At 72.2% G+C, this 15,323-nt stretch carries 10 protein-coding genes; 3 read left to right on the forward strand and 7 right to left on the reverse strand.

The window, feature by feature from the left end; genetic code table 11:
* Positions 1-76: 76 nt before the first annotated feature.
* Positions 77-1,849 carry an ABC transporter ATP-binding protein gene (locus KUA19_RS07860; RefSeq protein ID WP_254548968.1) on the reverse strand — a complete coding sequence of 591 codons (1,773 nt, stop codon included), beginning with the start codon at positions 1,847-1,849 and terminating at the stop codon, positions 77-79.
* Complete coding sequence (locus tag KUA19_RS07865) at positions 1,846-3,588, reverse strand: ABC transporter ATP-binding protein (RefSeq protein WP_217395483.1); 1,743 nt, start codon at positions 3,586-3,588, stop codon at positions 1,846-1,848. The genes KUA19_RS07860 and KUA19_RS07865 overlap by 4 nt, the downstream gene beginning before the upstream one ends.
* Positions 3,589-3,781: 193 nt before the next feature.
* On the opposite strand from KUA19_RS07865, the gene KUA19_RS07870 reads away from it, so the two are divergent.
* Both KUA19_RS07870 and KUA19_RS07875 read left to right on the forward strand, forming a co-directional pair.
* Positions 3,782-8,464, forward strand: coding sequence for a LamG-like jellyroll fold domain-containing protein (locus KUA19_RS07870; protein WP_217395484.1), 4,683 nt, complete (start codon positions 3,782-3,784; stop codon positions 8,462-8,464).
* Between the two features lie 151 nt (positions 8,465-8,615).
* On the forward strand, positions 8,616-9,620 hold the full coding sequence (locus KUA19_RS07875; RefSeq protein ID WP_217395485.1) for a cellulose binding domain-containing protein: 1,005 nt from the start codon (positions 8,616-8,618) through the stop codon (positions 9,618-9,620).
* A gap of 51 nt (positions 9,621-9,671) precedes the next feature.
* On the opposite strand, the gene KUA19_RS07880 is transcribed toward KUA19_RS07875, so the two are convergent.
* Genes KUA19_RS07880 through KUA19_RS07895 form a run of 4 tightly spaced genes read right to left on the reverse strand, consistent with a single transcriptional unit; the run spans position 9,672 to position 13,112 of the window.
* Entirely contained in the window at positions 9,672-10,289 is a 618-nt protein-coding gene (locus tag KUA19_RS07880) for a response regulator (protein ID WP_217395486.1), read from the reverse strand.
* Positions 10,286-11,455 carry a sensor histidine kinase gene (locus tag KUA19_RS44465; RefSeq protein ID WP_217395487.1) on the reverse strand — a complete coding sequence of 390 codons (1,170 nt, stop codon included), beginning with the start codon at positions 11,453-11,455 and terminating at the stop codon, positions 10,286-10,288. Before KUA19_RS44465 ends, KUA19_RS07880 begins: the two co-directional genes overlap by 4 nt.
* On the reverse strand, positions 11,452-12,264 hold the full coding sequence (locus KUA19_RS07890; RefSeq protein WP_308167374.1) for an ABC transporter permease: 813 nt from the start codon (positions 12,262-12,264) through the stop codon (positions 11,452-11,454). The genes KUA19_RS44465 and KUA19_RS07890 overlap by 4 nt, the downstream gene beginning before the upstream one ends.
* Positions 12,261-13,112: an ABC transporter ATP-binding protein gene (locus tag KUA19_RS07895; RefSeq protein ID WP_217395488.1), complete on the reverse strand. Its 852-nt coding sequence runs from the start codon at positions 13,110-13,112 to the stop codon at positions 12,261-12,263. The genes KUA19_RS07890 and KUA19_RS07895 overlap by 4 nt, the downstream gene beginning before the upstream one ends.
* 212 nt (positions 13,113-13,324) lie before the next feature.
* Between KUA19_RS07895 and KUA19_RS07900 the strand changes: the two genes are divergently transcribed.
* Complete coding sequence (locus KUA19_RS07900) at positions 13,325-14,725, forward strand: hypothetical protein (protein WP_217395489.1); 1,401 nt, start codon at positions 13,325-13,327, stop codon at positions 14,723-14,725.
* Between the two features lie 16 nt (positions 14,726-14,741).
* Here KUA19_RS07900 and KUA19_RS07905 read toward each other — a convergent pair whose 3' ends face one another.
* On the reverse strand, positions 14,742-15,245 hold the full coding sequence (locus tag KUA19_RS07905; protein ID WP_217395490.1) for a hypothetical protein: 504 nt from the start codon (positions 15,243-15,245) through the stop codon (positions 14,742-14,744).
* Between the last annotated feature and the right edge of the window lie 78 nt (positions 15,246-15,323).

Genomic DNA, 15,323 nt, shown 5'->3' on the forward strand with positions numbered 1-15,323 from the left:
ACCTCGGGGCCCCCGTCGCCCCCGGTGGGTCTGCCCGGGGGGGGCCCGCCGCGGGCCGCCCCACCACCGCCGCCGATCAGGCCTGGTCGCCGTGCCAGGACCGCCACAGCGCCGCGTACGCCCCACCGGCGCGCACCAGCTCGTCATGGCTGCCCAGCTCGCTGATCCGGCCACCCTCCAGCACCGCGACCCGGTCGGCGTCGTGCGCGGTGTAGAGCCGGTGCGCGATCGCGATGACCGTCCGCCCTTCCAGCACGGCGCCCAGCGACCGTTCCGTACGCCGGGCGGTCGTCGGATCCAGCGCCGCGGTGGCCTCGTCAAGGATCAGCGTGTGCGGGTCGGCGAGCACCAGCCGGGCCAGCGCCAACTGCTGCGCGTCGGCCGGGTTCAGCTGCCGGGCCCCGTCGCCGAGTTCGGTGTCCAGACCGTCGGGCAGGTCGGCGTACCAGTCGGCGCCCACCGAGACGAGCGCGGACAGCATGTCGCCGTCAGAGGCGCCCGGGGCGGCGAAGGCGAGGTTGTCGCGCAGCGTGCCGATGAAGACGTGGTGCTCCTGCGTGACCAGCGCGATGCGGCGGCGCCGCTCGGCCGGGTCGAGGTCGTGCACCGGTACGCCGCCGAGGCTGACGGCGCCCGCACGCGGTGCGTCGATCCCGGCCAGCAGCCGGGCCAGCGTCGACTTGCCCGCCCCGGACGGGCCGACGACGGCCAGCCGCTCGCCGGGGTGCACCTCCAGGTCGATGCCGTGGAGCACGTCGCCGCCGCCGGGGTAGGAGAAGCGCACCCCGCGCGCGACCAGCCGCCGACCGGGCGGGGCCGAGGCGACCCCTCGCTGCTCCGGTGGGACGAGTCCGATGCCGAGCACCCGGGACAGCGAGGCGATGCCGCGCTGAGCCTGCTCCAGAAAGATCATGATCCGGTCGAGGGGGTCGATGGTCTGCTGCGCGTAGAGGGTCGCCGAGACGACCGTGCCGAGGGTGACCCAGTCGTGGGCGAGGAAGAACCCGCCCGCCAGCAGCATCGCCGCGGCGGGCAGCGCGTACCCGGCCTCGGTGACCGGGAAGAAGACGCTGCGCAGCGCGAGCGTGGCCCGCCGGGTCTGCCACTGGCGCGCGATCCGCGCCGTACCCTCGTGGACCCGTGCCGGCCCCAGCCGCAGCGCCTCCACGGTCCGCGCGCCCTCGGCGGTCGCGGTCAGCGACTCGGTCAGCTCCGAGGTCGCCTCACCCTCGGCCAGGTACGCCCGCGGTGCCCGGCGCAGGTACCAGCGCGCCACGACGACCGTCGTCGGCACCCCGGCCAGGACGGCGAACCCCAGCACGGGCTGCAGCACGAACACGGCCGCCACCACCAGGACCAGCTGGATCGCCGAGATCAGCACCGTCGGCACGACCTCGCGCACGGTGTTGCCGACCGTCGCCACGTCCACCGAGCTGCGGGTGGCCAACTCGCCGGTACCGGCCCGCTCGACCACCGAGATCGGCAGCCGCAGCGTACGGGCGACGAAGTCCTCCCGCAGCCGGGCGTTGGCCCGCTCGCTGGCCCGGTTGCCGATGTTCTGCGCGGTGCGCGAGAGCAGGATCTGCGCGACCACGCAGCCCCCGATGGTGAGCGCGAGCCGGTCCACGTGGGCCGCGCCCTGGCCGCCGGTCACCCGGTCGACGATCTGCCCGATCAGCCACGGCGAGGCCAGCCCGGCGACCGCGGCGGCCACGTGTAGCACCAGCGCCAGACCCAGCGCTCGCTTCTCGGTGCGGGCCAGCTCGACGACGGACCGGCGCACGGTCCCCGCGTCGGCTACGGGCAGCGCCCTGGCCACTGGCTTCTCCGGTGTGGCGGTGCCGGTCAACGCAGTGCTCCCATCCCCGCCGCGGCGTCGGTCTCGGGTTCGTCGGCCTCGCGGGCCACCAGCGCCCGGTAGCCGGGTTCGGTCTTCAGCAGCTCGTCGTGGACTCCGACGGCGACGACCCGGCCGCCGTGCAGATAGGCCACCAGATCGCTCTGGTCCAGCAGCAGCGGCGAGGTCGCGCACACGACGGTGGCCCGGCCGGTGCGGTGCTCGCGCAGCCGGTCGGCGATCCGGGCCTCGGTGTGCGAGTCGACGGCCGAGGTCGGGTCGATGAGGATCAGGACGTCAGGCTCGGCGAGCAGGTGCTGCGCCAGCCGGATCCGCTGGCGCTGGCCGCCGGACAGGTTGCGGCCGCGGGCCTCGATCATCGCGTCGAGGCCGCCGGGCAGCGAGTCGACCACGTCGTCGGCCGACGCGGTACGGACCGCGGCGGCGATCTGGGCGTCGGTGACGTCGGGCCGGACCCGCAGCACGTCGCGCAGCGGCCCGCTGAACAGGTGCGAGTCGTGGTCGGCGACCAGGATGCGCGCCCGGACCTCGGCCGGGTCGACCCCGGTGACCGGCAGACCACCCCAGGTCACCTCACTGGTGACGTAACCGGCGAGCCGGTCGGCCAGCGCGATCGCGTCGGCGGGGTCGCTGGCGGCGACGCCGATCAGGCCCTGCGGCGGGACGGTCAGCCCCGAGTGCGGATCGTGCAGGTCGGCGGGGTGCTCGGGGGCCGGGCGGGCACCGGGCACGGTGTTGGGCTCGATCCGTAGCAGGGCGATGATGCGCCGGGCGGCGACGAGGCCGCGTACGGTCATGAAGCCGCCTTCGAGCAGGAAGAAGACCGGGATCGCCAGGATGGCGACGTACCCGTAGACGGCGACCATCTCCCCGACGGTGATCTCCCCCGCGGCGGCCATCCGCGCGGCCAGCCACACGATCGCGGCCAGGAACAGGGCGGGGATGCCGACCGTCAGCGCCTGCACCCAGCTGATGATCGCGCCCACCCGGTAGCCCTGCCGCAGCAGCCGCTGCGACCGGTCGGCGTAACGGCGGGCGAACAGGTCCCGCCCACCGACCCCGGCCAGCACCCGCAGCCCGGACACGATGTCACCGGCTCGGGTGGTCAGCAGGCCCAGTTCCTGCCGGTAGCCGGTGTCCACCCGCTGCAGCCGGTTGAGCAGCGGCCCCACCACCAGCACGACCACCGGGACACCGAGCAGCACGAACAGGGCCAGCATCGGATCGACTCCCCACAGCACGAACGCCCCCGTCGCGTACGACAGGACCGCGCCCACACCGGGTCCGGTCATCGTCAGCGCCCACGACGTCTGCGCCACGTCCGTGCCGGAGACCGTGGCCACCTCACCCGCGGCGACCTTGCGCGGCAGCACCGCGCCCAGTCGCGCGATGTGGTGCAGGAGCACCTGCGACGAGCGCGCCGTCGCGTCCTCGCGCAGGAAGGTCATCGTCCGGTGCCGCATGATTCCCAGGTACGCCACCACCACGCCGGTGCCGACGATCGCGGCGACCCAGGTCAGCAGCGCCGCGGTGTCCCCGGCCCGCAGCCCGTCGTCGATCGCCCGCGCGATCAGGTACGGCCGGATCGCCAGGCCGATCATCCATGTCGTGGCGACGAGGCTGGCCCGCAGCGCCCGCGGCCACTGGCGGCGGATGAGCCACCACAGGTACCGCGCGGGTCCTCTCGTGTCGGGAACGCCGGGGTCGAGATGTGGCAGCTGCGGGGGCATGGGGGCCACGCTACCTGCGGCGCCGGCGCCTCGCGTGCGGGTTTCCACCCGCAGGAGGGACCCCCCACCCTGATCGAATCGAGATCGGTAATCAAACTGTGATCCAAGCCACAAGAAAGCTTCGCATCGAACTGATTAGCTTCTCTCGATCACGGGGGTGGCATCACCCTCTCCTGTCGAGAGTGGACCTGACATGCGTATACGACGATCACACGGGCTGATTGTCCCCATGCTCGCCGCGGCGCTCGCCGTGTCATCCGGGGCGGTGGCCCCGGCCGTTCCGGCCACGGCGGCGCCGGCCACGGCAGCCTCGGCCGCCGCGCCCGCCGTCGTCGCCGAGGCCGACGCGATGGCGCGGGCCAAGCGCACCGGCAAACCCGTCGAGGTGACGGCGGCGACGACGCCGACCGACACCCTCACGGCCAACCCCAACGGCTCGCTCACCCTGACCCGGGCCGCGGTCCCGGTCCGCAAGCGGGTCGGCGGCAAGTGGACCCCGCTGGACGCGACCCTGCGCCTGGCGGCCGACGGCACCGTCGCACCTGTCGCGACCAGCAGCGACCTGACCTTCTCCGGTGGCGGATCCCAGCCACTGGTCACCATGCGCAACAGCGGCAAGAAGCTGGCCCTGTCGCTGCCGATGGCGCTGCCCCGGCCCGAACTGGCCGGCCCGACCGCGACCTACCGCGACGTCCTGCCCGGCGTCGACCTGCGGCTGACCGCCACCCGCGCCGGCGGCTTCACCCAGGTCTTCGTCATCCACGACGCCAGGGCCGCCGCCAACCCGGCCCTGCGCCAGCTCGACCTGGCCACCAGCACCGACGGCCTCACCGTGACGCAGGACGGCGCGGGCAACCTCTCCGCCGCCGACCGGTTCGGCCACGCCGTCTTCTCCGCCCCCGCGCCGGTCATGTGGGACTCCGGCAGCACCGGCCGGTCCGGGCCGGACGCCCGCGCCGCCGGCGCGTCCAGTCTGGACGCCCCCGGCCAGGCGCCCGCCTACGCCCGGGTCGCCACCAAGACCACCCCGCGCGCCATCGCCCTGATTCCCGACGCGGCGCTGCTCACCGGCCCGAACACCGTCTACCCGGTGTACGTCGACCCGTCATGGGCCCCGAACATGCCCTCCAGCGGCGCCCCCCGGGTGGCCTACGCCAGCGTCGCCGAGGCGTTCCCCAGCTCCAACAAGTGGATGAACACCGCCGACCCCGACCCGGATCGGCTCCAGCTCGGCTGGGCCAACACGCCCTGGCACGCCCGCACCATGGTCAACTTCAACATCGACACCGGCACCCTGGCCGGCGCCTCGATCAGCGACGCATACCTCAGCGTCTACAACGCCTACTCCGGGTCGTGCACCGCGGCCGTGACCCGCGTCTTCGCCCCGGCGACCACACTGAACTCGGGCAACGCCACCTGGAACTACTGGTACAACTCGGTCAACCTCGGCGCGGTGATCGACGCCCCGTCGTTCTCCGGCGGCTACAACTCCAACTGCCCGGCCCACGGCGTCGCCTTCAACGTGCTGTCGGCCGTCAACGCCGACGTGGCGGCGGGCAAGACCACCCAGACCTTCGTGTTCACCGGTGACGCCAACGAGACCTCCAACACCGCGTCGTACAAGGAGTTCTCGCTCTCGTCGATGTCGATGTCGATCACGTACAACCACACGCCGTCGACCCCGACGAACCTGACCACCAGCCCGCAGACCGCCTGCACCGGCACCGTCACCACCGTCGGCGACGGCTCGGTGACGCTGTACGCCCCCGTGTCCGACCCGGACGGCACCATCCTCGGTGTCAAGTACGAGGTGTGGAAGTCGAGCGACCCCGCCAATCTGATCAAGTCGACGGACTGGAACACCTTCACCACCGGCTCCAACACCTCCGCGGTGCTGGTGTTGGACGAACCGCTGCTCGTCTCGAAGGCGGGCACGTCGCTGACCGAGTTCTCCTGGCGCGTGCAGGTCTGGGACGGCTTCGCCACCAGCGGCTTGTCGACGACCTGCAAGTTCAACTTCGACCCCGCCCGGCCCGGCGCCCCCAGCGCGGTGCCGCCCGCCAACGGCAGCACCCAGATCGGGCAGCCCGTCACGATCGCCGTCACCAAACCCGTCAGCGGACCCGCCCCGGCCAGCTACGTGTACCAGCTCAACGCCGGTCCGCCGGTCAGCGTCGCCGCCGACGCCAACGGCAACGCCGGCATCACCGTGCGCCCCACCCGGCGGACCAACGTGCTGAGCATCAACAGCGTCTCGGCCGGTGGCAACGTCAGTGTCGACACCGCCTCGATCACGTTCACCACCGCACCGGTGGCCACCGCGTACCGCGACAACGACTTCACCGCCGACGGCATCGCGGACCTGGTCACCGTCGGCGCCGCCAACGGCCTGGGCTCCGGCGTCTGGCTGGCCCCCGGCCAGAGCGGCTACACCGTCACGACCACCGCGACCAACCTCGGCGTCAACGGCAACGGCGTGGTGGGCGACAACCGGCCGGCCGACTTCGACGGCGCGCAGGTCATCACCGGCCTGTTCACCGGCAGCGGATTCCAGGACGTGCTCGTCTACTACCCCAACGCCACCGCCACGGCGGACAAGGGCACCGGCATGGTCATCGCCGGCAACGGCGACGGCTCACCGCTGCTGGCCCAGCTCTCCGGCAACGAATACACGATCACATCGTCGGACCTGCTCGAACTCGACGACCAGTACCTCCCTGTGCCCAACACCTGGCCGCTGCAGATCGCCAACGCCGGTGACGCACTGGGCACCGGCGACACCACGCCCGACCTGATCGGCGTCGCCGGGACCGCCGGCAACTACCACCTGAACTATTACTACTACGCCAGCATCCAGAACCTGCAGAACGTCACGCGCCTCACCACGCAGACGCCCGCGGGGGACATGAACTGGGACCAGTGGAAGATCGCCACCACCCAGATCGGCGGCAGCGCCCCCAAGAAAACCGACATGTTCCTGTGGCAGCCCACCACCGGCGCCCTCTACCTGTGGCGTGGCCTGGACATGTCGACCGGCACCCTCGCCTACTCGCCGTACCTGCTCAGCGCCTCGGGCTGGAACACCGGCGCCGCCCTCACCCTCCAGGCCACCGACGCCAACAACGACAACCTGCCCGACCTGCGCACCACCACGACCGGCAGCGTGACCAAGGCCTGGACCACCAGCAGCCTGGTCGCCGGCACCGGCGGCGCCAACGGCACCGGCACCCTCACCGGCCGGACCTCGCAGACGCTGTCCATCGCGCCGCACGTGTGGACGCTGAGCGACATGCCCGCCGGCGCGGGCAACGGCACCGCGATCACCAGCGCGTCGGACAACCCGCCCGGCGGCACGGCGGCACTGCCGCTCACCGGCAACAGCGGCTCCACCTGGCACACCGGTGACACGTTCAGCCCCGACGCCCAGTTCAACGGGACCAGCGGCATGCTCGCCACCAGCGGCCCCGCCATCGCGACCAACGGCGACTTCTCCGTCTCGGCCTGGGTCAAACCCACGTCACTCGGCGGGACCGTCCTGTCCCAGGACGGCACCAACACCGCCGCGTTCACCGTCTCCTCCGACGCCACCGCCAAGACGTGGCGGTTCGCCATGTCCCGCACCGACTCCGTGGGTCCGGTCTGGGACACCGTCTCCTCCGCGGCCGACACCGCCCGCGCCGGAGTGTGGACCAAGGTCACCGCGACCTACCGGGCGAGCACCGGCCTGATGACGCTGGCGGTCAACGACACCGTCGCCGCCACCGGCAGCCACACCACCCCCTGGAACGCCACCGGCGGGCTGCGCGTGGCGGCGGCCAAGACCAGCGCCGTCGCCTACGGCGGCTACCTGACCGGCCAGGTCGCCAACGTCGAGACCTGGGCCAAGGCGGTCACCCTGACCGACCCCACCGGCAACGTACCCTCGTCGATCTACAACCCGGCCAACGGCAACGTCGAGGTGTACTTCAACTCCGGCGGCCGGCTGCTCGGCCGGATCTGGTCACCGTCCACAGGCTGGGCCACCACCGTCGACATCGCGCCGACGACCGGCAACCCCACCGCGTTCTACGACCCGCGCGTCGGCAACGTCGAGATCTACTACCCCTACAACGGCGGCCTCTACCAGGCGTGGCGGCCGGCGGCCGGCGGCACCTGGGGCAGCGGACTGCAGCTGGCCAGCAGTATGACCGGGCACGCCTCGGTCGGCTACGACCCCGCCACCCAGCGGGTCCAGGTGTTCTTCAACTCCGGCGGCCTGCTGGCGCAGCGGTACTTCGACGGCACCTGGCAGCCGGTCAACTACATCACCAGCGGCGTCGTCGGCAGCCCGCGGCTGATCGTCGACCCGAACAACAACAACCTGGAGGTGTACTACAGCTCCAGCGGCCGCATCAACGAGGTGTACCTGTCCGGCGGCACGTGGTACTCCTCCGGCGAGTTCGGCCCCAACATCACCGGCCAGCCCGCGGTCGTCTACAACCCGACCAACCACAACATCGAGATCTACTGGAACTGCGACGGCGTCCTCAAGGAGCGGTACTGGTCGCCGACCACCGGCTGGTCGGGCATCATGACCTTCGCGGGCAACATCACCGGCAACCCCGTCGTCATCGCCGACCCCCGCTACAACAACAACATCGAGGTCTACTTCAACAACGACGGCGTGGTCAAGCAGTACGCCTGGGTGCCGAACTCCGGCTGGACCCCGATGATTCACATCGGCGGTGCCATCACCAACAGCCCGGCCGTATCCCACAACCAGGGCCCCAGCAACAGCATGGACGTGTACTTCAACTCCGGCGGCGTCCTGTACGAGAACTTCCACACCGGCAGCGGCTGGTCGGGGGCGCTCAGCGTCGGCGGTGCCATCAGCTGATCCGGCCCATGTGAGTGCCCGGACCCGCCGCGCGGGTCCGGGCACTTCCCGTAGCCGCGTCCAACCGTGTCCAACAGCGGCACCGCGCCGCGCCCGGTCCGCTCACGATGGGAATCTCCCGGCCCTCGGGCCCCGTCCCCTCGGAGCTGCCATGTCGAGAACCACCCGCTACCGCCGCGCGCTCGCGGCCGCCCTCGCCGTGTGCGGGCTGGCCGCCGCGAACGTCCTGACCGCCGCACCCGCCCAGGCGGCCGTGCTGTTCGCCGACGACTTCGAGCAGCCCACCGTCAACGTCTGGCTCACCGGCAGCGGCGGCACCTGGTCCGTCGTCAGCGAGGACGGCTCCAAGGTGTGGAAGCAGTCCGGCACGACGCTCACCCCGACCGCCTGGGCCGGATCGGGTTCCGGTATCGGCACCACGGTCACCGGCCGGATCAAGCCCACCAGCACGCTCAATCCGGCCGACCTGGTCAGCCTCACCGGCCGGGTCGCCAACCCCAACAACCTCTACTACGCGGGCCTGCGCGGCGGCACCACGTTCGAGATCGGGCAGGTGTCCTGGGGGACCACGATCGTCCTGGCGTCGGTGCCGTTCCCGCACACCGTCGGCAGCTGGTACGCGCTCAGCCTGAGCTTCCCGGCGGCGGGCACCGTCACCGGCACCGTGACCGCCCCCGGCGGCGCCTCCGCCACGCTCGGCGCCGCCGACCCCGGCGGCATCCAGCAGGGCGACAAGGTCGGTTTCTATCTGCGCACGGCCACCGCGTCGCTGGACGACATCCGGCTCACCAACAGCCTGCCGGAGCCCACACCGCCGAGCGGGCCCTGCCCGGCGGAGATCAGCATGAAGGTCGGCAACGTCTACGGCTCCATGTTCAACGCCACCGTCGGCTTCAAGAACATCTCGTCGGCACCGATCACCGCACCATGGTCGATGAGCTGGAAGTTCACGTCCGGACAGACGCTCCAGAGCGTGTTCAACACGTACTGGTACCAGGTGGGTCCGAAGGTGACCCTCACCAGCACGGCCTGGTTCCCGGCCGTGGCGCCGGGGGCGACCAACACCGTGACCGTCGGCTTCACCGCGATCGGTCCGGCGGTGGCTCCCACCGCCGTGACCTTCAACGGCCTGTCCTGCCCGATCACGTTCTCCTGAGCCGCCGCCGCGATCGGCGACCCCGGTCGCCGATCGCGGCTCGGTCGTGGATCAGAGCAGACCGCGGGCCATCGCGGTGGTGACGGCGGCGGTACGGTCGGCGACGTCGAGCTTCGTGAAGATCCGCAGCAGATGGGTCTTCACCGTCGCCTCCGAGATGAACAGCTCCCGCCCGATGTCGCCGTTGGTCAACCCGCGCGCCACCAGCCGCAGCACCTCGGCCTCCCGCGCCGACAGCCCCGGCTGCGCGGGCTGGCGCACCTGCCGCAGCAACCGCCCGGCCACCGAGGGTGCCAACACCGTCTCCCCGCGCGCCGCCGCCCGCACCGCCGCGGCCAGCTCACCGGGCGAGGCGTCCTTGAGCAGGTATCCCGACGCGCCCGCCTCGACCGCCCGCAGGATGTCGGCGTCACTCTCGTACGTCGTGAGCACCACCACCCGGCTGCGCGAGCCGCCGCGCAGGATCCGCTCGGTGGCGGTCGCCCCATCCCCGCCGGGCATCCGCAGATCCATCAGGATCACGTCCGGGACCAGCGCCGCCGCGGCCGTGACCGCCTCCGGCCCCGAGGCCGCCTCCCCGACGACCCGCAGGTCCGGCTCGGCCTCCAGCATCCCGCGCAGCCCCGCCCGGACCACCGGATGGTCGTCGGCGAGCAACACCGTGATCATGACGGCACCTCCAGGGTGACGGCCGTGCCGCGGCCCGGTTCGGTGTCCACGGTCAGCACCCCGCTCACCTGCGCGGCCCGCGCCCGCATCCCGGACAGGCCGAACCCGTGCCGATCGCGCTCGGCGTCGAAGCCCCGCCCGTCGTCCTGCACGCTCAACGCCACGCCCTCGGCCCGGTAGTCCAGGCGCACCAGCACCACGGCCGCCCCCGCGTGCCGCCGTACGTTGGCCAGCGCCTCCTGCGCCGCCCGCAGCAGCACCACCTCCACCGCCGTCGGCAGCGGATACGGATCCCCACCGACCGCGTACGACACATCCGCGCCGGTCTCCTCCGCCAGCCGCTCCGCCTGGCGGCGCACCGCCTGCTCCAGCGACCCGGCGTCCAAGGCGGCCGGTTGCAGGGCCGCGATCAGCGCCCGGGACTCGGCCAGGTTCTCCCGCGCCGTACGCACCGCCAGGTCGACGTGCTCACGGGCCCGGTCCGGTTCGCGCTCCAACTCCGCGCCGACCGCCTGCAGCAGCGTGACGATGCTGGTGAACCCCTGCGCGAGCGTGTCATGGATCTCCCCGGCCAGCCGGGACCGCTCGGCGGCCACCCCCGCCTCCCGTGACAGCCGCGCCACCTCGCCCCGGCTGGCCTCCAGCTCGCTGATCAACTTCAGCCGCTCCTCGCTCTGGTTCATCACCCGCACGATGAACACCCCCATCAGCACCGACAGGCTGACCCCGAACACCGCCATGATCGAGGTGGTACGCAGGTCCGCCCGGTCCGCGCCGCGTCCGACGGCCAGCGCCACCGGCATCAGGTTCGCCACCGTCGCCCCGGCGATCGCCTGGCGCAGCGGCAGGCTCATGAACATCAGCGGCGACAGCGCGAAGTCGATATAGGACGTCACCGGCACCGCCGCGATCGCCACGGCCAACAGCACCAGCTCCGCGCCGATGAACGGCCACACCCGCCCGGCCTCGGCGTCGGCGGCGATCAGCGGCCGCCCCCACCAGGCGTACAGGGCCGCCATGGCGGTCAGCGTCCCGGCCGCGACGGCGGCACGCGCCGTGCCGGTGCCCTGGTCGGCGACCACGAGCACCAGCACGACGGCGTACGAGATCACGAAGTAGAGGTCCCACGTTCCCAGGGTGGCGAACCAGGACTGGCGGTGGTTCACCTGTCCTCTGTGGTCCAGCGGAAGGTCGTCAGGCACAGTGCCAATCCGATCACACACCAGGCGCCCAGCACGAGTGCGATCCGGCCGTGCTCCCAACCGCCCGCCAGCTCCTGCGTGGCCAGCGAGTCCGGCAGGAACACCGAACGGAACCCCTGCGCCATCCACTTGACCGGCAGGAACGACGCGATGTTCACCATCCAGTGCGGCAGCGAGCTGATCGGGTGCACGAAGATCCCGGACAGGAACTGCAGCGCCACCACCGGCACGTTCAGCACCACCCCGGCGCTGCGCGAGTTGCGCACCAGCGCGCTGGCCGCGACCCCGAGGGCGGTGCTCGCCACCATCGACAGGGCCAGCACCCAGGCGAAGGTCAGCCAGCGCCCGGCCTCGTCGGGCAGCGCCATGTCGAAGGCGAGCACGCCCACCGTCAGCAGCAGCGCCACCTCGGCCAGCGTGGTCACCACCACGACGAGCAACTTGCCGATGAAGTACGCCAACGCGGTCATCGGCGTGCCGCGCAGCCGCTTGAGCGTGCCGTCCTCGCGGTCGGTGGCGATGCCGGTGCCGATCGAGATGAACGCGGTCGAGACGATGCCGTACGCGATCATGCTGGCCGAGAAGACCTGCGCCACCGTCGACTCCGGGTGGTCGCCCGATCCCTTGAAGATCGAGCCGAGCAGCACCAGCAGCAGCGCCGGGAAGGCCAGGCTGAACCCGACCGCGGCCTTGCTGCGGAAGAACTGGCGCAGCTCCACCGCGCCGCGGGCCAGGCCCAGCCGTCCGCTGGACGGAAGCGAAAGGGTGCTCACAGGTCTGCTCCGATCAGGCTGAGGTAGGTCTGCTCGAGGGTGGGGCGGCTCACGGTCAGGTCGGCCACCGGACCCGCGGCGGCCAGGCCGGCGATCAGGGCGACCGGGTCGGCGGACTGCTCGACGCGGCGGCCGGTGGCGTCGGACCAGGCCACCGTGGCCAGCTGGGTCTCCCGGCCGCCGATGGTGGCCGGGGTGCCCTCGGCGACGATCCGTCCGGCGGCGATCACCGCCAGCCGGTCGGCCAGGACCTCGGCCTCGTCCAGGTAGTGCGTGGTGAGCAGGATGGTGGTGCCCTCCGCGCTGAGCAGCCGGATCAGGTCCCAGAACTGGCGGCGCGCCTCCGGGTCGAACCCGGTCGTCGGCTCGTCGAGGAACAGCAGCTCGGGACGGCCCACGATGCCGATCGCCACATCCAGGCGGCGCCGCTGGCCACCGGACAGGGTCCGTACCCGCGACCTGGCCTTGGCCGTCAACCCGACCAGCTCGATGACCTGGCCCGGGTCGCGCGGGTTCGGGTAGCAGGTGGCGAAGTGGCGTACGGCTTCACCGACGGTCAGGTCGCCGAGGTCGTTGGCGGACTGGGCGACGATGCCCAGCCGGGCCCGCCAGCCGCGCCCGGCCGTGCCGGGGTCCTCGCCGAGCACCGATACCTCGCCGCCGTCGCGGCGGCGGTAGCCCTCGAGGATCTCCACAGTGGTGGTCTTGCCCGCGCCGTTCGGCCCGAGCAGGGCGAAGACCTCGCCGGAGGTGACGGTCAGGTCCAGGCCCGCGACGGCTTCGCGGCCGCCGTACGACTTGCGCAGCCCACGCAGCCGGATGGCCGGGGGAGGGGGTGTCGTTGTCATGGCTACAGCCTCGCGGCGGCCGGGGTGGGCCCGGGACGACCGGCGGACTGAATCCGGCTGTCCACCGACCGGTGGACCCCGTCACCGCAGGGCGGACAAGACCGGCATCCCCCCTTACCCGCGGGTGTGGCGGTGATGTCGGTAGAGTCGCGCTGATCGCGGCGCCGGGTACCGCGGTTACCAATGTCGACAGACACATGGAGCGCACAGGTATGAGCGACACCCGGCCGACCCGCAGCAGACACCGCAGGAAGACGTCCACCTCGCGGCGTATCGTCATCGCCGCCGTGGCGGTGGTGCTCGTCGCCGCCACCGGCGTCGCCGCGAGTGCGGTCTTCTCCGACGCACCCCGTGCCGATGTCCTGTCCGGACCTTCGCCGACCGGTGCGGTGGCGGAGGGCACCAGCCCGGCCGTCGCCACGCCGACCACCTCCACCACGCCGTCGCCGCAGACCGCCGGCGACTGCGCCCGACCGGTCGGCACCTCCCCGAAGGTGAAGGTCACCGACGTCAGCGTGGGCGTACGGGTCACCGGCTACGGCCGCGAGAGCGACACCGAACCGCTGCCCACGGCCATCGCGGCGACCCCGTCCGGCGGCTCCTGGCTGGCCTGGCTGGGCACCGACGGCCGGGTCCACCTGGGCCGCCTCGACTGCGACGACCACCTCGTCGGCAAGCCCACCAGCTTCACCGGGATCGACCTGCAGGACGTCCAGGCCGACCGCACCGGCGGCGTCCTGCTGCTCACCCGCAAGGGCGACTGCCACACCGGGCCGCTGTGCGGCGGCACGTCGAGCCCGTGCCGGACCATGGTCATGGTCCGCTTCGACAACTCCGGCCACCAGGTATGGGAACGGCAGGTCACGAACCTGACCGGCACCCGCGGCGGCTACGACGCCGGAGCCCGGTTCGTCTGGTGGTACCAGCACCACGGCCGCCTCGCCTCCGACGGCAGCAACTACGCGGCGTACTTCGGCGTCGCCATCACGGTGCGCAACGGCGACTGCGTCGACATCCACGAAGGCGACCGGATGCAGGTCGTCGACGCGGGCGGCAAGCTCCTGTCCGGCCACGACAGCTTCGAGGTCGGGTGCAGCCACGCGTGGACCTCGCGCATCGTCTGGGATCCGCGCACGAAACACTTCGTGATGGTCTGTGCCACCGACAACGCGTGCCGGATCGCGCGGCCGAACCCGTACCGCACCGTCGCGGCGGGCACCTGCGACGGCACCCTGTTCGGCGGTGACCTGGTGCTCGCCGCGACCAAGGGCTACTGGACCGCGTGGAGCCAGGGCGGCCAGGTGCGGCTGGAGCACTTCAGCACCGGATCGTCCGACACGACCGTGAAGACCGCGGCCGGATCGAGCCATCCGCACCTGGTCGGCTACGGGCCCGGCCGGATGCTGCTGGCCTGGGCGTCGGGCTCGGGCCTGGCCGCGCAGGTGTACGACGCGAGCACCGGCAAGCCCGTGGGCGCCAAGTTCACGATCAACGTGAAGGACCACGACTACCAGGCGTTCAAGGCGTACGCCGACGGCAGCGTCGCCTATCCGGCAGCCGGTGGCAGCAGCACGTCGATCCGGATCGCACGGGTGCTGCCACTGGGCGGCTGACCGCCCGGCGAGCGGGTCAGACGGCGGCCGCCCGTCGGCGCCGCCTGGCCGGGCGGGCGCGCGGGATCGGCCCGTCGGCGGGCAGCCCCAGCGCGACCCGCTCGGCCGCGGTCAGCATCCGCTTGCCGGTGACGGCGACCTGCGGCGGCTCGGGCGGCTCCGGCGCGGGGTCGGCCGCCTTGTCCGTCCGAGGGGCCGGCCGCGACTTGGCGGCGGCCTTCACCCGCTCGGTCTGCCCGGCCAGACTGATCAACTTGCGTACGCGCGGGACGGTGGCGAGGTTGGTCTTGGCGGCCGCCTCGGTGACCGGCACGCCGGAGACCACCAGGTCGGCCAGGGCGCGTCCCCGCTCGCGCTGCAGCGCGGCCACGATGCCGTCGAACAGGACCTGCTGGTGGGTCAGGTCGGCGTAGCGCTGCAGCGGGTCCGGCTCGCCCAGCGCGTATGCGCAGAGGTTGCGCACCATCCCCTCGATCTCCTCGATCGCGACGGTGTAACCCTCGGTCGTCGGGTCGGGCATCGACGGCTCCCTTCACCACCGGCATCAAGTCCGGCCGCGATCGGACACTGTAGCGGCATCGGCGGACAGCGGGCGACG

The organism is Catellatospora tritici (assembly GCF_019083965.1).
Lineage (GTDB): Bacteria > Actinomycetota > Actinomycetes > Mycobacteriales > Micromonosporaceae > Catellatospora > Catellatospora tritici.